The sequence below is a fragment of the Aeromicrobium sp. EU05-FHT14F07 genome (assembly GCF_058790455.1).
Genome location: NZ_JBYTCR010000014.1, coordinates 1 through 15576 on the forward strand (window position 1 = coordinate 1; position 15576 = coordinate 15576).

Genomic DNA, 15576 nt, shown 5'->3' on the forward strand with positions numbered 1-15576 from the left:
AACCGGGGCTTCCTGAACAAGATCACTGATGCCGGTCCGGGGACGGTGCACCTGGAGGCGCGTGAGCTCGATCCGGGCGCGGGGCGGTTCATCTCGGTCGATCCGATCGCGGACTATGGCGACCCGCAGCAGCTGAACGGGTATGCGTATGCGAACAACTCGCCAGTGACGCTCTCTGACCCCAGTGGTGAGTTCGTCTCGTGTGAGTGTGGGAGCAACCGGACGGCTCCGACGAAGACGAAGAACGGGTGGTATCAGAAGGCGGGCACGGTGACGCCGGGGCGTTACGTCGGGTACTCGGGCGATCCGTGGCAGCTGACCCAGTCTCGGATCCAGGCTTATGACACGGCTCGTGCGCTGGGTGAGAACCACGCTGCAAGCAAGCGGGTCCAGGCCAGCCACGACGCGCTCGTCGCGGAGTACCAGAAGCAACGCACCGCAAACGCGACCTCCACGAAGGACCTGCTGCTCGGAATCTGGCGGTTTGGGGTCTTCAACGAGAAAAGCTGCACGAAGGTGCTCTCCGGAGCTTGTGCCTTTGAGAGCGCCTCGATCGTCTTTAAACCCCTGAAGTTCCTGAAGCCGCTCAAGTACGTCGACGATGCGGCAGAAGCAGGTTCCGACGCCAAGAAGGCCGCGAACACCGCGGTCAAGGTCTGCGCCAACAGCTTCACCGGCGACACGCTCGTGCTCATGGCCGACGGGCGCAAGAAGGCGATCAGGGACGTCAAGCTCGGCGACGAGGTGATGGCCACCGATCCGGAGACCGGTGAGACCGGCCCACGGAAGGTCATCGACCTCATCCGCCACGGCGGTTTGCACACGATGGTTGCGGTCCGGTTGTCGGACGGGTCGACGATCGACGCGACCGACGGGCACCCGTTCTGGGTCGAGTCCCGCGGGGTGTGGGTCGACGCCATCGACCTGCAGCCCGGCGACGTCTTGGTCACCGCCGGCGGTGATCGCCTCACGGTGGCGAGCCTGGGCATCAGCGAGCAGGACCTGACCGCCTACAACCTCACCGTCGAGGGCCTGCACACCTACTTCGCCGGCGGCGACTCGGTGCTGGTCCACAACGCTGGTTGCGCGAACATCACCGAGGCAGGGCTTGCGCACTCGTTCGACCGGCACGCTGCGCAATGGTTTGGTGGGCAGCCGACCAAGGCCGGCCAGATGGCTGAGTGGCGGGGGCTGATCGAACGTACGGCGGGCAGCTCGAAGGTCGTCCCGTGGAGCTCTGGCAGCACGTTGACCGACGCGCACATCGCCCGAATTGACGGCAAGTACTTCGTGGCGCAATTCGACCGCGGGAGCGGTGACCTGGTCACCGCGTTCGTCCCGAAGAACGATCAGCTCAGCGCGATGCTGCGATCATTGGGGCAGTGATGACAGATTTGTATCCAGACCCGCCCCACCTGTCAGCATTCGTCGTGCCCGCGTTGGATTCCTGGGAGGCGCTCGGACTGGCTTGGGACGTGCTCAACGGCCAGGGCTGTGCGTTCACTGGCGACGTCCTGGTCGCGCGCGAAGACGAGTGGTTCCGAGACGTGAGCGATGTCGAGCGCGAGGTGATCCGGCCGAGCGGTTCGCCGCACGACCTGCTGGCGCGACGCGACGCTCTTCGGATCCAGTTCCGTCACCGGAGCATCGGCACTGTTGCGCTGGGTCTCTCGTCGGCCGGCGAGTTTGGTGAACCGCATCCGCTTGAAGTCGCGATCCACGCTGGACCCTTGTCCATGCCTGTCGAGCTCTGGTCCAAGTCCGACCGGCAATCCGCGAAGCGCCTCATGGGTTGGATGGAGAGGTTGCTGCTCGCCCTGGTCGGGCCGACCAAGGCTCAGTACGGAGCGATCGGGATCGAGGCGACCTTCCCGACGCCGGCCGCGTTGGTGGGGAGCCAGCGCTCAAGGCTCTGGCCGACGACATGGTTCTGGTCAACTCAACTTGGCTCGCGTGCAGTGGCCGAAGAGGAGCAGTTGTTGTCGGGCCTGAACCAGAGCGCCCTGTCGCGATCCAATGCGGGCACGATCTTCCGAGCCTGGCGACCGTGGAGCGAACCCCAGGCCGACGAGCCCAGCTTGGAACGAGTCGTCGGTTTTCTAGGCCGCTTCGTCGAGAGTTCCCGCTAGCCGTCCGATCAGCTGGTCTGGGCGAGTCGCCGTGCTTGGTGGCGGTGGCCACGCGTGACTCCGGTGGGCTCAAGCACACGGCGGTGGATCATCAGAACACGCCGTTGGTGACGTCGACGACGGCGAGCGTGGAGAAGCGTCGTTACTCCCCGTTCGGGGAGGCGTTGACCGATGCCTCAGCGTTGTGGCGCTCGGCTTCGGCGTTTACGAAGCAAGCGACGTCGGAGGCGACGCGGCCGACGACGCCATGGATGGGACACTCCGATGATGCGGCCTCGAATTCACGGCATGATGCTCCTCAATATCTGGGTCTCCTCCATCGGCGCCGGAGCATTCGTGATGATCTGGGTCGTCGGTGGCATCACCATGGTCGCCGAGACCGCGCCCGGCTCTCCCCTGGAATGGTGCATTTACGGCCTGGTGCTGATCATGGTGGTCGACGCCGTCGGTGTCACGATTTACAAGATCTTGACAGGCGCTGATCGTCGACGCGCGATCAGCTCCGCCTGGGACGCCTACGATCACAAGGACTATGCGGCCGTGATGGAAACTCTGGAGCCTCACAAAAGAGATCTGAGCTACGTCGACTACATCCGGTACCTGCGCGCAAAGGACCTTCTTCGTAGGTCGAATGCTCGTCAGTCTGACAGCGAAGGGTGAGTAGATGTCGATTCTAGATCTTTCGGTCACATCGATGCGCCTACCCAAGGCGCGGCTCCACAACGGTGCGACCAGCTCTGGCCCTGTCGGACTTCACTCGCGGCCTTCCTCCGAAACTGAACATGCGGAGGACGGTGAACGGCCATGATGGCCAGGCTCCGTATTGACTGAAAGCGAACGGATGGAACCGATGAGCGTCTGGACCACGGCTGCTGCCGATTGGGCCCGTCGATCGCTGGCTCGCGGATCCAGCTTCGAGCAGGTCGATATCGACGAGCTGACTGACGAGCAGTTGCCCGCTGCGGCAGTTCCGGTGGCGGTGCACTGTGCCCGGGCTGTGCGCTCGCTGCTCGATGAGGCGCACTCTGCGCTCGAGGCAGCTGTCTGCATCCCCTTGGCGCCACTTGAAGATGAACGGATTCCGACGGCCGTTCCCGACCTCGGGGAGCTCCTCGACCGCGCGTGGCGGTACGGGCCCGGTCATGAGGTCCCGGGCCTCTACCTGCTCGAACGTGTGCGTTGGTTGCGTGAGGAAGAGAGCGTGGAGTACCGGAGGGTGTTCGAAGATCCACGAGCGCCGGAGGGTTTCGACGTGGCTTACTCGGCGTGGCGTTCGAGACATGATGAAGAGCGCGGGTGGCCGTTCAACCGATGCATTTGGTTGCGATGTCGACCGAACTGACTGAACGGCCGCGATGCATCTAGGCAAGCGCATGGCGTTCGGCCGACACGTCACGGCGCATTGGATCATTCGTAGGCTCGGCGGCGCGTCACACTACTTGCGGCGACTATCTCGGCGCTGGTCTTTCCAAGTCCGGCATGAGCATTCGAGATGCCGGACAGAGCTGGGGTCACCCCAGTTGCGTCGACAGCTCGGGCAGGCGAGATGAAGCTCGTCCAGTCTCCCTGGACGGCCCAGCCGGCGGACGCTGAGGCACAGGACTCGCGGATCCAGGCGACCACGAGGCGGCGCAGCGATCACGCACTTCGGCAAAAGTACGCTGGGATCATGGAGCCGGTGTGGGTCGACATGGACGGTCTATCGATGCTGCGCGGAGTGGATCCCGCGATCTCCTCGCGGATCACGACCGCGTGGGGCCGCTGCGGACGTGGCCTGCGGCGGAAGGCGACGGCTCGCGTCACCACGCAGGTCTCTTACCGGATCGACGAGACGCATGGCTCGTCGTTCGCGTGGGGGCCCCGATGAAAGAGCAACTTCGAACTGCCTTCTTCGAGGATCTTGCCCGTGCGATGGACTACTGGGTCGACACCGTCGCCAAGACGGTCGAGGACCCCGACGCTAGTGGCACGTGGATGGAAGAGCGCGGACCGTTCGAGCGGCTCCACGAGGTGCTCGGAGACCGCGCGGAGTACCTGCGGCCGGTTCTCGCGGAAGGGATGCGCGGACTGCTGAACAGTGTGCTTACGACCATCGACGGAGGCACTGCCAGCGCCGAGGTCGGCATCATCGAACTCACCAACGCTGAGGGCGAGGTCTTGGGAGTGGGACTCCACGAGTTGTTCGTGGATCACCTCTTCCACACGGGTCGGCTGGAGTAGGGCAGCTGGTCCGAGCGAGCGCGTGTGCGGGAGCCAGCCCGCCGGAAGCTGATCGAGCTGAAGCGTCGACCGACGTCACTGTCTACAGCTCGACCATCAAAGGCAGTCACGACTCGCAAGACGCTGGCGCCCACCTGCTCGTCCACGATTGCTCTGTTCGTTCCGGGCGGGCGACGCTACCGGCCCGAACGTAGGGCTGCGGACTTCGATCTCAATGAGTCGGCACAGCTGATCCGAGGCCACGCCGATGCTCATGACCTCAGGCGGTCATCTCTCCCTGAGACTTGGACCGTGCTGGATGGACAAACAGGAACAAGGCTGTCGGGGACAGACCTCCTACCGACTCGACGACAAAGGGAGTTCGGGTCATCGTCAACCCGCCATTGCGTAGCACTACCTACCACCCGGGACGGTGACCGTGACCGAGCTTGAGGACATCCACGTCCAGCTGCCGTATGGCCGTACCTTCACGATGCAGATGTTGGTTGACGGTTGGCAGCGACACATCGCGCGCCTCGCGGAGGAGATGCGAGGTCCTGCACGTGAGGAGACGTGGGGAGCGCACGACTACTTCGCTGCGCTCAGTCTCCGGGATCACATCGAGACTGGCCGCGATGGCCTCGGCCGCAGACACGATCACCTCGTCGCGGCCAGCGTGGCAGCAACGGACGAGCTGCTGCGCGCGATCACCGAAGAGGATCGTCGTGGCGTGGTGATCCTTTACGGCGAGCCGGAGTCCATTCTGTCCTCGAGGTGGTGGTGGCATCGCTTGCCGATGGGCGGACTTGTGCGTGAGGAGTTGGACTCGTGGTCTGCGAACGAAGGGTGACCCGCGCCGAGGTCGACGCTTCGCTCGAGGCTTTGTACTCAGTGGTGCGAAGTTCGAGAGGTGCGCCCCCGCCTGCGAGGTCAAGGGAACGGGAGACCAGGTTCGGCTGCAGATCCGTAGGATGAGGAAGACAGAAGATCAGCCACCTGACCTCAGTGTTTCGTTGAGTCCGACCAGCGATGTTCACGATCCGAGGACGCGCGAATGATGGGGAGCCTTGCTCATGGAGGTTGAGCCGCAGGAGCTGGCCGTCGTGGTGCGATACAGGCGTTACGACGGTGCTACACCTGCTCAGTGCGTCGACCTGATGAGGTGGTACGCCGACCCCGCCGAGGCGGACGCTGAGGCCGCGCGACTGAACGGGGTCCGGCGAGACAGTGTCGAGTACTTCGTGGAGGTCCTGCGGAATCGACCCCCTCAGTGATCAGGCTCTTCACCCGGTCGTCGGTCTCGAACGGGCCGGGTGGCACGGTACGGTCTCGCGATGACGGACCTCCACCCTCGTACTCTCGCGATGCTCGTGCGAAGTGTTGCTCTGCTGGCGATGCCAGCCGGCGCCCAGATCGCCTGGCTCGAGTCTCTGGGTCTGGGCGCTCCTCTCTACGCCGATGAGCTCTCCCTCGAGCTCGAGAACGGAGTGCTTTTGCTGCCGCAATTCGAACGAGCCGGCTGGGTGACGGCCGAAGCTCGCCGGGCTGCCGAGGCACTGGATGCTCTGCTCGGAGAGCGGAGCGGTCCGGTCCATGAGGACTTCTGGCACCTCGACTCCGTGCGGGACTCCCCGGAATGGGCTCGTGTGCGGGAGCTTGCCCTCCAAGCACTGATCAAGTTCTAGCCTCGTGCCGCCGTGGTCGTGGCACCTGCGCATGCCGTGGAGCGAATCTCGAGAGGCGCAGCGGCCCGCCCCCACATATGAGGTCAGAGGTACCGGAGGCCAGTTCCGGATGCAGATCCACAGGATGACGAAGAGCGAAGATCTGCCAACGGACCTCCAGGTCTTGTTCGGTCCGATCAGCGATGAGCGGAATTCGCCGGAGGGCGAGTTGATGGGAAAGATCGTTCATGACACATGAAGCGCAGCTGTTGGCCGTCGTGGTGCGCTACTCGCACTACGACGGCGCCACTCCCGCCCAGTGCGTCGACCTGATGAGGTGGTACGCCGACCCCTTGGAGGCTGACGCCGAGGCCGCGCGATTGAACCAGGTCCGGGTAGACGGGGTCGAGTACTTCGTGAAGATCTTGCAGAACCGGTTGCCCAAGCGGCCGGCTTCGGGCCCGGTCGGAGCCGACTCGCGACTCTCCTCCGGAGAAGAACATGCGGAGAGCGGTGAACGGCCATGATGGCCAGGTTCCACAGCGACGGTGTCGAACTGGACCTGTCGAAGGACGAGTACATCTTCGTGTACTTGCTGCTGACGCATGCGCTGTACGGGGTCGCGATGGAGGATCACGACTTCCGCAACATCCTGGGCATGTTCCGAGAGGATGCGGAGCGGTTCCTGGACAGCATCAGCGCAGCCGAGGACGAGGCGCGAGCCAGGGGAGATCACTGGAACCCGCCTCGCGCGTGAGACTCCGAGACGCTGCGCCGGTTGCAGCGCAGACTTCATCGGTCAGTTCGCCGAGGCGCGAGTGCCACCATGAACACCATGACCTTCATCCTCGGCGACCGTGTCTACGACGTGCGTCTGTCGGGTGATGACGCAGCCCGCGCGGCCGTGTTGACCGTGACGGTGGACGGTCGGTGAGTGGTCCGCGACCATTGCAGGTTGACGTCGAGCCGGCGTCGGATCACGGATAGGGGCCCTCGAGGACCGGGCGCTTCCCATCAGCATGAGGCTGACGAGAATTGAGCTGGATGCGCGTCGCGCTCGCCTCGCATCCGGGTGCCTCTGTGCCGAAGATCGGGCGTCCACGGTGTGATGGCGTTTCGATCGAAGGTGCGCGTCAGTCCTGGGAAGATCGAGTCCATGATCAAGGCATCTTTTGCCATCGAGAGTCGCGAGCTGACGCTCGACGAGATCAGCGCCGCGATGGCGCGGGAGCCCGATCGAGGCTTCGAACGCGGATCCGTCGGCCCCTCCTCCACATGGACGAGGGACTGGACCTCGTGGTCGATGGAGTTGCAGCTGCCACGTGACATTCACGCAGGCACCGAGGGACTGACGACGGCGATTGCGTCGTTGGGCACGCCGATGGCGGAACGAGCAGCGACGCTTGCCGCGAAAGGGTGCGAGGTCGTGCTCAGCGTCCACCAGGAGCTCGCCGACCGACCCGAGGACACCGGCTTGAATCTGGACTCCGCAGCCATCAGGTGGCTCGCGGCAGCGGGTGCGGTGCTGTCAGTCGATCAGTACGTCGCCACGGAGCCGACATGAGCTGGCCGTTCGACTCAAGGTACAAGAGTCGCGAAGCAGCGATCAGCAGGAGCGGAACGGAGCGCTGATGATCACGCACGGCCGGTTCGTCTCCACCTTCGATGCCATGACGGCGGACCTGCCGACCGGTCCGCCCGACGTCACCTGTGCTGCCGAGGGCTCCGGGTCGCGGTCGAGGGTGGTCATGGTGCAACCGCGGGGCGGACAGGTGTGGACCGGGACGTTCGCGGCGCCCGACCCCGGTCGCCCCGCTCTGACTGCGCTGCTCGGCACTCCGGACCCCGCGGGTCTGTGCATCGTGGAGCGGGGAACCGCGTTCCTCGGCGACGTGCTCGCGCCAGCGAGCTTCGGGGTGATCCCGACCGCAGGGCCTGTCGTGAGCGCGGAGGCTCTGCCGCGCGAGCAGGTGCTGCTCCTCCTGAGCCCGTGGGCGATCACGGCCATCGGCGAGCGCGGCGTGCTCTGGACGACGCCACGGCTCGCTGTCGACGGCATCCGCCTGGACGAGGCCGACGCCGGTTGGGTCAGAGGAGTGGCGGATCCGGACGATGACGAGCCACGCGACGTCGCGGTCGAGCTAGCGACAGGCCTGGTGAGAGGTGGACGCGTGATCGGTTGAGTCCGGGTCGTGCTGGCGTGGTGGACGGGGCTGGGGACAGGATGATCAGGACCCCGAGGCCGGAGAGAAGGAAGAGCATGCAGCTCACGTACGACCGGCTCCGTGCGGACGAGCTGAGGGGGAGCACGCAGGCGGACTACCTGGTCTCCCTCGACGCTCACCTCCAGATGGTGGAGAACGGCGCGGTGATCTTCGACGAGCCGGCGTTCCCCGTCGTGGAGCTGGCGAGAAGCCTTGTGTCGTGGCTGCCGCGGGCTGAGAGCGACGACTTTGAGTTCGACTCGATGTCGTTCGAGGAGCGAGGCACCGTCTTCATCCGACGCACTGCGTTGGGCTGGACGTTCGGCTCGGTCCTCGAGCCCGACGCCACCAGCAGACCAGTCGAGCTCGCCGACGTCGTCCGATGCTGCCGATGACCGGCTTCGAGCTCTTCCCGCAGGACAGCGACGCGTTCGCTGCCCTGGAGGACGATCGCGCATTCGTCGCCCCCGGCGCCCGGACGCTGCCGTACTCACCGTTCGCCGGTCGGCTCACGAACTTCCGCCTGGGTCAGTTCAGCGCCGTCCTCAGCGGAGACTTCGCCTCTGACCTGTTCGACCTGGTGCAGGCGTTCGGGGACGACCAGGTCTCGTGCGTCGTGCGAGATCCCTCGCCGACCTCCTACCGACTGCACTACGGCGGTTTTCCCGCCTTCAGGATCGCCGCAGCCGACCTGGAAGAGAGGTTCTGGGACGCGCTCAGCCACGAGCCCGACGACGACCCGACCGGCTCGATCTTCGAGTCGGCGAACATCGTCGCGATGTGGGGTAGTTCCCACCGGTGGGCGGGCTGGGCCGAGCGGTCGTGGGATGTCGGCGTGGTCGCGACGGAGCGACCGTGGGAGCCTCCTGCGTCGAGCGACGTCGCCTGGGTGTCCGCGCAGGAAGCGCTGGACTGGTTCACCGAGCCCGACTTCAAGATCCCCTTGGCCCCGGCAGCTCGCGCAGCGTTCCTCGCCACCTTCGGAGCGCGTTGACGCCTGCGCACCGACACGTCCCGTCTCGACCCCCACGAACAGGGTTGACGTCTGACGACCCTGGCTCAGTCGTCGAGCGCGTCCAGCTGCTCCAGCGCCTCGCGGGCGCGCACCACGCGGGCGTCGGGCTCGTCGTCCCACCAGCGGGGTCCGCGCTCCCCGAGACCGTGCTTCGCCAGCCCGACGCGGCGCCGGGCGGCCGCCACCGCGTCGTCGTCGCCCGCCTTCTTGGCCACGCGCACGCCGGAGCGGCCCCGCCCCAGGTGCGACGTCAGCCGCTCGACGAGGTCGTCGGGCAGGCAGGGGTCGGTCCGGCGCCAGCGTCGACCCTTGACGACGAGGTAGTGCTCGTCCTCGGCAGGGCCGTCCGAGGGGCCGTCGTCGTTCAGGGTCAGGCCTTGACGGCCACGACGGGCGCGTCGGCCTCGAGGAGGATGCGCTGCGAGGTGCTGCCGAGCACCAGCTTGCCGACGGGCGAACGGCGGCGCTGGCCGATGACCACGAGCGACACGTCGTCGCCCTTCGCGTGGTCGAGGATCGAGTCGGCGGCACCGCCGGCGCCGCGGAAGTGCACGACGTCGCCCTCGACGCCGGCCTCCGCCAGCCGCGCCTGCAGCGCGTCGATCTGCTGCTCCTCGGAGATCGCCTCGGCCGTGTCGGCGCCCGGGGTCGCGACCACCGTGAGCCGCGCGGAGTCGCGCTGGGCCTGGGCGAGCGCCCACGCGAGCGCGGCCTCACCCTCGGGGGTCGGGACGTATCCGGCGACGATCGTGGTCATGCTTCCTCCTGGTCGGTCTCTCCCACCGTAGTCCTCAGCGGCGGCCACGCGCGGCGAGCGCGTCGACGCTCCAGCGGCCGGGTCCGACGAGCGCGAGCAGGAACGCCACGGCCGCGAGGACGAGCACGAACTCCGACCCGCCGTCGGAGACCAGGAACGCGTCGCGGTGGGCGTACCAGGCCGCGCCGAGCATGCCGAGGCCGAGCAGCGGCGCGACGACCGGCGTCAGGGCGCCGAGCACCAGCAGGGCGCCGCCGACCACCTCGAGCGTGGCCAGCGCCACCGCGGACACGTCGGCGAGCGGCACGCCCATGGCGGCGAAGCCGTCCTGCGTCCCGCCGATGCCGCCGGACCACTTCTGCCAGCCGTGGACGACGAACGTGACGCCGACGACGACCCGTCCGATGAGGAGGCCGAGGTCCTGCGCGGTGGCGGGTCGGCGATGGTCGATCGTGCGAGCGATGGTGGACATGGAGACCCCCGAGGTCGATGGACGGTACGAGGGTGGGACGAACGACCGCCGGCCCGAGTTCCGCAGGGGTGGTGTGAGGCGGGTCGCGCGACGTCGGGAAGCGACCCGCTCAGCCGCGCTCGGGGCCTACGATCCTCGGGTGGCGACCTACCTCTCCTTCCTGGCGTTCGCGGCGCTGCTCGCCGTCGCCCCGGGACCCGACACCTTCCTGACCCTGCGCGCCAGCGTGGTCGGCGGGCGACGGCGGGGCCTGTTCACCGCGGCGGGCATCTCGACGGCCGGCGCGCTGCAGGGACTGCTGGCCGCGATGGGCCTCGGTGCGGTGCTCGCCGCGTCGGAGCCGGTGTTCCAGACCATCCGCTGGGCCGGCGTCGTCTACCTGACGTGGCTGGGCATCGGTGCCCTCCGCGCGGCGCTGCGCCGCGACGGGTCGGCCTGGACCGTCGGCTCCGGTCGCGCCCAGGTGCGCCGCCGGACGGCCTTCCGGCAGGGCTTCGTCTGCAACGTCACGAACCCGAAGGTGCTCGCGTTCAACCTGGCTGTCCTGCCGCAGTTCGTCGGCCACGACCAGGGGCTCGTGGTGCTGGTCGCCTACGCCCTGACGCTCGTGGTCGTCGGCGCGATCGTGCTGTTCGGGGTGGTCCTGGCGGCGTCGAGTGCGGCGTCGCGCATCGCCCGGCCCGGATTCCGCCGAGGCGTGGACGGCGGCACGGGCGTGGTCATGCTCGGCTTCGCCACCGCCCTCGCCGCCGAGGGCTGACCGGCCACGTCCCCACGATTCGGTACGTCATCGCCCGCATCTCGCGCTCAGATGGGCGATGACGTACCGAATCGTGCGGAGGACTCGTCGGAGAGCCCGGCGTCGACGCGGGCTCGCATCTCGTCGGTCATCTCCGGGAGAGCACCGCGGGGGAACCAGCGGGCCTCGGTGTTCTCGCCGTCGGCGGGGTGCGGCTCGCCCGACACCCACTCGAGCCGGAACGTCAGGTCGACGAACTGCGTCCGGTCGCCGTTGGGGTAGACGACCTCGCCGCTGACGTCGACCGAGGCGAGCCGGATCGGGACGGCGACCACGCCCGTCTCCTCGAGCGTCTCGCGCACGGCCGCTGAGGCGGGTTGCTCGCCAGGGTCGATGATCCCCGTCACCGGCGTCCACGCGCCGGTGTCTGACCTGCGGACCATCAGGACGAGATCGTCCTTGCACACAACGGCAATGGCGCCGGGCAGCCAGAGCGGATCGGTGCCGATCTTGGCGCGGAGGGCGAGGACGAAGTCCGGGGTGGCCATGCCTCGAGCCTAGACGCCGCGGAATGGTCCACCGGTCGCGTCCGTTGACCCTTTCATGCGTGCCATGACCTATGCCCAGTACGGCGACGACGACGTCCTCGAGCTCACCGACCAGCCCACCCCCAAGATCGGGCCGGGCGAGATCCTCGTGGAGGTGCGCGCCGCGTCGGTCAACCCGGTCGACTGGAAGCTGATGAGCGGCGGCCTCGACGCGATGATGGACGTCCGCCTCCCGGTGGTCCCGGGCTGGGACGTCGCCGGCGTCGTCTCCGCCGTCGGCATCGACACCCCCGAGTTCTCGGTCGGCGACGAGGTCGTCGCCTACAACCGCCAGGACTACGTGCACCGCGGCACCTTCGCCGAGCTCACGACGGTGCCCGTGCGAGCCGCCGCCCGCAAGCCCGTCGACCTGTCGTGGGAGGAGGCGGCGTCGCTGCCGCTCGCCGGACTCACGGCGTTCCAGGCGCTCGAGCGGCTCGAGGTCGGGCCTGAGGACACCGTGCTCGTCCACGGCGCCGGCGGTGGCGTCGGCTCCTTCGCTGTGCAGCTCGCCGCCCGCGCCTTCCGGGCCCGGGTGATCGGCTCGGCGTCCGCGTCTCAGCACGACCGCATCCGCGACCTCGGCGGCGAGCCCGTCGAGTACGGCGACGGTCTCGTCGACGCGGTCCGCGAGCTCGCGCCCGACGGCGTCTCGGTCGTGCTCGACCTCGTCGGCGGCGTCGTCGAGCAGACCGTCGCCGTGCTGGAGGAGGACGGACGCCACGCGTCCATCGCCGACCCCGACGTGCTCGAGCACGGCGGCCTGTGGCTGTGGGTCCGCCCCGACGCCGACGACCTCGGCCGCCTCGTCGGCCTGGTCGACGACGGCACCGTGCGCGTGGAGGTCGACGGTGTCTACGACCTCGAGGACCTCGCCGACGCGTTCGGGCGCAGCCGCGAGGGCCACGTCCACGGCAAGCTCGCGATCCGCGTCAGCGAGGGCTGAGCCGCGTCGTCCCGAACGCCCTTCCGCCCCTCGGGGCGGGAGGGCGTTCCGCTGTTCCCGGATCTGTCGCGCTCACTATTCACTATGTGAATACACATGGTGTACAGTCGCGGCCATGGCCCTCTCCCACGTGCTGCTCGGCATCCTCGTCGACGGTCCCGCACACGGCTACGACGTGAAGCGTGCGCACGACACCCGCTTCCCGGGCGCCAAGCCCCTCGCCTTCGGACAGGTGTACGCCGCACTCGGCAGGCTCGCCGACGACGGCGCCGTCGAGGTCGTCGAGACGCCCGACGCGTCGGGCGGCCCCGAGCGCACGACGTACGCCCTCACCGACGACGGTCGCGAACGCCTGCGGGCCTGGCTCGACGAGGTCGAGCCTCCGGCGCCGGCGGCGGCGGACGACGTGGTCCGCAAGACGATCACCGCCCTGCACGCCGGCGGCGACGCCGTCGCCTACCTCCGCCGCCAGCGGGAGGCCCACCTCGAGGCCATGCGTCGCATGGTCCGTCAGCGCGACGCCGCGAGCGACGTCGCCGCGCGCGTCAGCGTCGACCATGCCGTCGCCCACCTCGACGCCGACCTGCAGTGGTTGCAGGCCGCAGCCGACCGCTTCGCACGAGCCTCCCTCGACCCCCGACCCGCACCGAGCGCAGGAGCCACCCGATGACCACGTCCCCCGCCGTCGCCCGCGCCCACCACGTGCACCAGTCCTACGGCCGGTCCCTCGCCCTGGCCGGCGCCTCCGTGCAGGTCGCAGCCGGGGAGCGGGTGGCCGTCACCGGGCCGTCGGGATCGGGCAAGTCCACCCTGCTGCTCACCCTGGCCGGCGTCCTGAGGCCGCAGTCCGGGACCGTCGAGGTGGTCGGGCACGACCTCGAGACCCTCGACGACGCCGCTCGCACGCGGCTGCGACGTCGCGAGATCGGGCTGGTGCTGCAGTTCGGCCAGCTCGTCCCGGAGCTCACCGCCGTGCAGAACGTGGCCTTCCCGCTGCTGCTGGAGCGTTCACCACGCGAGGAGGCCGAGGCCGCAGCGCACCACTGGCTGGAGCGACTCGGCGTCGGTGACCTCGCCGGTCAGCGGCCCGGCGCGCTGTCGGGCGGCGAGCAGCAGCGGGTCGCCATCGCCCGCGCCCTCGTCACCTCGCCCCGCCTGGTACTGGCCGACGAGCCGACCGGTGCGCTCGACACCGTCACCGCCGAGGAGGTGCTCGAGGTGATGCGCTCCGCCGCTGCCGAGTCCGGCGCGGCGCTCGTCGTGGTCACCCACGACAACCGGGTGGCCGCCGCGCTCGACCGCGAGGTCGTGCTGCGCGACGGTCGCGTCGTCAGCGAGGAGGCCGCGCGATGAGGACCGTCGTCCCCACGCTCCTCCGTGCCGGCGGAGGACGTCGTGCCCTCGTCGTCGCAGCCACCGCCGTCGCCACGGCCGTCCTGCTGGCGGCTGCGGCGATCGCCATGCTGTGGTTCGACGGTGCTCCCCGTGGCTGGCAGTCGATCGGGAACGGCGACATGACCCTCTCCGACGGCGAGCTGAACAACATCGTCGCCGAGCCCGGCACCCGCGGCGGCGTGCTCTTCGGCGCGATCGTCCTGGTGCTCCCCCCGCTGCTCCTCCTCGACCAGGCGGTGCGACTCGGGGCCACGTCGCGACACCGACGCGACGCCGCCCTCCGGCTCGCCGGCGCCACGCGTCGCGACGTGCGGATCCTCGCGGCCCTCGAGGTGGCTCTGCCCGCGGCCGTCGGTGCGGTGCTCGGCGTCCCGACCTTCCTCGTGCTCCGAGCGCTGCTCGTGGGGCCCGGGTTCCTCGCCCCGACGTCCTTCCCGCCCCTGTGGATCCTCCCGCTCGTCCTTCTCGGCGTCGTCCTGGTCGGCGCAGGTGTCGGTGCGCGCTCGGGGAGCGACGACCCCCTGCGGGTCGCGCGCCGCGTCGACCTTCGGGCGGGGCTGTCCTGGTGGGGCCCCGCCGCGCTCGTCGTCGGTGCCGTCCTCCTGCTCACGCAGCTGGGGTCCGGCTACGGCAGCGACGTCTACCTCGTGCTCACCTTCGTCGCCCTGGGACTCATCGTCCTCGGCCTGGTCGGCTCCGCGCCCTGGGTCGCCTACGGGATGGCTCGTCGTGCCGTCCGGCGCGCGAGCACGGCACCCGACCTCCTCGCGGCGCAGCGGCTGCTCGTGGCTCCGGGCGCCGCGGGCAGGGCCGCGGCCGGGGTCGGGGCGATCGGTCTCACGCTCGGCACCACGGCCGCCTTCTCGGGTGACGTCATGGCGATGGACCAGTGGGGCATCGGCGACACCTACGACGTCGGCGCGGTGGCGACCGTCGTCGCCGCCCTCGTCGCGCTCGTCGTGGTCGCCGGCTCCCTGGCCGTGCACGCCGTCGAGTCGCTCTGGGAGGCGCGACGCGAGATCGCCTTCCTCGCGGCCACGGGGACCACCCAGCGCGACCTCGACCGCGCGCTCCTGCGCCAGGTCCGGCTGGTCGCCGTGCCGCTGGGCGTGGCGGGCTCGGCGATCGGTGCGTTCGGCTACTCCGGTCTGCTCCTCGCCGGTGGCTCGCTCGTCGGCCCGCGGACGGTGGCCGTGGTCGTCGGCGTCCTCGGCACCTGGGCCTGTGTCAGCGCCGCGGCATGGGCAGCCGCGCGCCTGGTCAGGCCGGTCGCGGTGGACGCCGCGCGTCCGGTCCACCTGCGGACGGAGTAGGTCGTGGACCGGAACACCGCGGCGACCCGGCGTCGGGTCGCGCTCGGTCGACGACGGCGGCGCATGCGGCAGGCCGTGGCCACGGCCCTGCTCGGGTCGGCGTTCACCCAGGCCGGTGCGGCCCGCCGTCGGGACGAGCTCTGACTGCGGCCGGGG

General features: G+C 68.9%; 24 protein-coding genes. 19 read left to right on the forward strand and 5 right to left on the reverse strand.

Annotated features, from left to right (window positions below):
• The 10 genes from AC3WRM_RS12650 to AC3WRM_RS12695 form a co-directional block, all read left to right on the forward strand.
• Positions 1 to 1386, forward strand: a 1386-nt coding sequence (locus tag AC3WRM_RS12650) for a polymorphic toxin-type HINT domain-containing protein (RefSeq protein WP_492249805.1), incomplete at its 5' end; no start/stop codon positions are given.
• Between the two features lie 44 nt (positions 1387 to 1430).
• Positions 1431 to 2129 (forward strand): hypothetical protein, encoded by a 699-nt coding sequence (locus AC3WRM_RS12655; RefSeq protein ID WP_492249804.1) that lies wholly within the window; start codon positions 1431 to 1433, stop codon positions 2127 to 2129.
• A gap of 288 nt (positions 2130 to 2417) precedes the next feature.
• A complete protein-coding gene (locus tag AC3WRM_RS12660) occupies positions 2418 to 2789 on the forward strand; it encodes a hypothetical protein (protein WP_492249803.1) in 372 nt (123 codons plus the stop codon).
• A gap of 190 nt (positions 2790 to 2979) precedes the next feature.
• Positions 2980 to 3471: a hypothetical protein gene (locus tag AC3WRM_RS12665; RefSeq protein ID WP_492249802.1), complete on the forward strand. Its 492-nt coding sequence runs from the start codon at positions 2980 to 2982 to the stop codon at positions 3469 to 3471.
• Positions 3472 to 3798: 327 nt separating this feature from the next.
• A complete protein-coding gene (locus AC3WRM_RS12670) occupies positions 3799 to 3996 on the forward strand; it encodes a hypothetical protein (protein ID WP_492249801.1) in 198 nt (65 codons plus the stop codon).
• Positions 3993 to 4349 (forward strand): hypothetical protein, encoded by a 357-nt coding sequence (locus AC3WRM_RS12675; protein WP_492249800.1) that lies wholly within the window; start codon positions 3993 to 3995, stop codon positions 4347 to 4349. Before AC3WRM_RS12670 ends, AC3WRM_RS12675 begins: the two co-directional genes overlap by 4 nt.
• Before the next feature lie 418 nt (positions 4350 to 4767).
• Positions 4768 to 5178 (forward strand): hypothetical protein, encoded by a 411-nt coding sequence (locus tag AC3WRM_RS12680; RefSeq protein WP_492249799.1) that lies wholly within the window; start codon positions 4768 to 4770, stop codon positions 5176 to 5178.
• A 484-nt stretch (positions 5179 to 5662) separates the two neighbouring features.
• The gene (locus AC3WRM_RS12685; RefSeq protein ID WP_492249798.1) at positions 5663 to 6013 is read left to right on the forward strand and encodes a hypothetical protein; all 351 of its coding nucleotides are present in this window, start codon (positions 5663 to 5665) and stop codon (positions 6011 to 6013) included.
• A 502-nt stretch (positions 6014 to 6515) separates the two neighbouring features.
• A complete protein-coding gene (locus AC3WRM_RS12690; protein WP_492249797.1) occupies positions 6516 to 6749 on the forward strand; it encodes a hypothetical protein in 234 nt (77 codons plus the stop codon).
• Positions 6750 to 7148: 399 nt separating this feature from the next.
• On the forward strand, positions 7149 to 7556 hold the full coding sequence (locus tag AC3WRM_RS12695) for a DUF4279 domain-containing protein (protein ID WP_492249796.1): 408 nt from the start codon (positions 7149 to 7151) through the stop codon (positions 7554 to 7556).
• A gap of 42 nt (positions 7557 to 7598) precedes the next feature.
• On the opposite strand, the gene AC3WRM_RS12700 is transcribed toward AC3WRM_RS12695, so the two are convergent.
• The gene (locus AC3WRM_RS12700) at positions 7599 to 7742 is read right to left on the reverse strand and encodes a hypothetical protein (RefSeq protein WP_492270927.1); all 144 of its coding nucleotides are present in this window, start codon (positions 7740 to 7742) and stop codon (positions 7599 to 7601) included.
• Between the two features lie 22 nt (positions 7743 to 7764).
• Here AC3WRM_RS12700 and AC3WRM_RS12705 point away from each other — a divergent pair, with 22 nt between their 5' ends.
• Genes AC3WRM_RS12705 through AC3WRM_RS12715 form a run of 3 tightly spaced genes read left to right on the forward strand, consistent with a single transcriptional unit; the run spans position 7765 to position 9190 of the window.
• Positions 7765 to 8175, forward strand: a complete 411-nt coding sequence (locus AC3WRM_RS12705; RefSeq protein WP_492270928.1) for a hypothetical protein — start codon at positions 7765 to 7767, stop codon at positions 8173 to 8175.
• A gap of 41 nt (positions 8176 to 8216) precedes the next feature.
• Entirely contained in the window at positions 8217 to 8591 is a 375-nt protein-coding gene (locus tag AC3WRM_RS12710) for a DUF7878 domain-containing protein (RefSeq protein ID WP_492249794.1), read from the forward strand.
• Positions 8588 to 9190, forward strand: coding sequence for a hypothetical protein (locus AC3WRM_RS12715; RefSeq protein WP_492249793.1), 603 nt, complete (start codon positions 8588 to 8590; stop codon positions 9188 to 9190). The genes AC3WRM_RS12710 and AC3WRM_RS12715 overlap by 4 nt, the downstream gene beginning before the upstream one ends.
• A gap of 65 nt (positions 9191 to 9255) precedes the next feature.
• On the opposite strand, the gene AC3WRM_RS12720 is transcribed toward AC3WRM_RS12715, so the two are convergent.
• The 3 genes from AC3WRM_RS12720 to AC3WRM_RS12730 all read right to left on the reverse strand — a co-directional run bounded on the left by AC3WRM_RS12720 (position 9256) and on the right by AC3WRM_RS12730 (position 10440).
• Complete coding sequence (locus AC3WRM_RS12720) at positions 9256 to 9426, reverse strand: hypothetical protein (RefSeq protein ID WP_492249792.1); 171 nt, start codon at positions 9424 to 9426, stop codon at positions 9256 to 9258.
• Between the two features lie 155 nt (positions 9427 to 9581).
• Positions 9582 to 9968, reverse strand: a complete 387-nt coding sequence (locus AC3WRM_RS12725) for a universal stress protein (RefSeq protein ID WP_067860848.1) — start codon at positions 9966 to 9968, stop codon at positions 9582 to 9584.
• Positions 9969 to 10002: 34 nt separating this feature from the next.
• A complete protein-coding gene (locus tag AC3WRM_RS12730) occupies positions 10003 to 10440 on the reverse strand; it encodes a DoxX family protein (protein ID WP_492249791.1) in 438 nt (145 codons plus the stop codon).
• Positions 10441 to 10579: 139 nt separating this feature from the next.
• On the opposite strand from AC3WRM_RS12730, the gene AC3WRM_RS12735 reads away from it, so the two are divergent.
• Positions 10580 to 11200, forward strand: coding sequence for a LysE family translocator (locus AC3WRM_RS12735; RefSeq protein WP_492249790.1), 621 nt, complete (start codon positions 10580 to 10582; stop codon positions 11198 to 11200).
• A 47-nt stretch (positions 11201 to 11247) separates the two neighbouring features.
• Here AC3WRM_RS12735 and AC3WRM_RS12740 read toward each other — a convergent pair whose 3' ends face one another.
• Positions 11248 to 11727, reverse strand: a complete 480-nt coding sequence (locus tag AC3WRM_RS12740; protein ID WP_492249789.1) for an NUDIX hydrolase — start codon at positions 11725 to 11727, stop codon at positions 11248 to 11250.
• Between the two features lie 64 nt (positions 11728 to 11791).
• Between AC3WRM_RS12740 and AC3WRM_RS12745 the strand changes: the two genes are divergently transcribed.
• The 5 genes from AC3WRM_RS12745 to AC3WRM_RS12765 all read left to right on the forward strand — a co-directional run bounded on the left by AC3WRM_RS12745 (position 11792) and on the right by AC3WRM_RS12765 (position 15564).
• Positions 11792 to 12712 (forward strand): NADP-dependent oxidoreductase, encoded by a 921-nt coding sequence (locus tag AC3WRM_RS12745; protein WP_492249788.1) that lies wholly within the window; start codon positions 11792 to 11794, stop codon positions 12710 to 12712.
• Positions 12713 to 12827: 115 nt separating this feature from the next.
• Positions 12828 to 13382: a PadR family transcriptional regulator gene (locus AC3WRM_RS12750; RefSeq protein ID WP_492249787.1), complete on the forward strand. Its 555-nt coding sequence runs from the start codon at positions 12828 to 12830 to the stop codon at positions 13380 to 13382.
• Positions 13379 to 14065 (forward strand): ABC transporter ATP-binding protein, encoded by a 687-nt coding sequence (locus AC3WRM_RS12755; RefSeq protein WP_492249786.1) that lies wholly within the window; start codon positions 13379 to 13381, stop codon positions 14063 to 14065. Before AC3WRM_RS12750 ends, AC3WRM_RS12755 begins: the two co-directional genes overlap by 4 nt.
• Positions 14062 to 15420, forward strand: a complete 1359-nt coding sequence (locus tag AC3WRM_RS12760; protein WP_492249785.1) for an FtsX-like permease family protein — start codon at positions 14062 to 14064, stop codon at positions 15418 to 15420. The genes AC3WRM_RS12755 and AC3WRM_RS12760 overlap by 4 nt, the downstream gene beginning before the upstream one ends.
• A 3-nt stretch (positions 15421 to 15423) precedes the next feature.
• Entirely contained in the window at positions 15424 to 15564 is a 141-nt protein-coding gene (locus AC3WRM_RS12765) for a hypothetical protein (protein ID WP_492249784.1), read from the forward strand.
• Positions 15565 to 15576 lie beyond the last annotated feature (12 nt).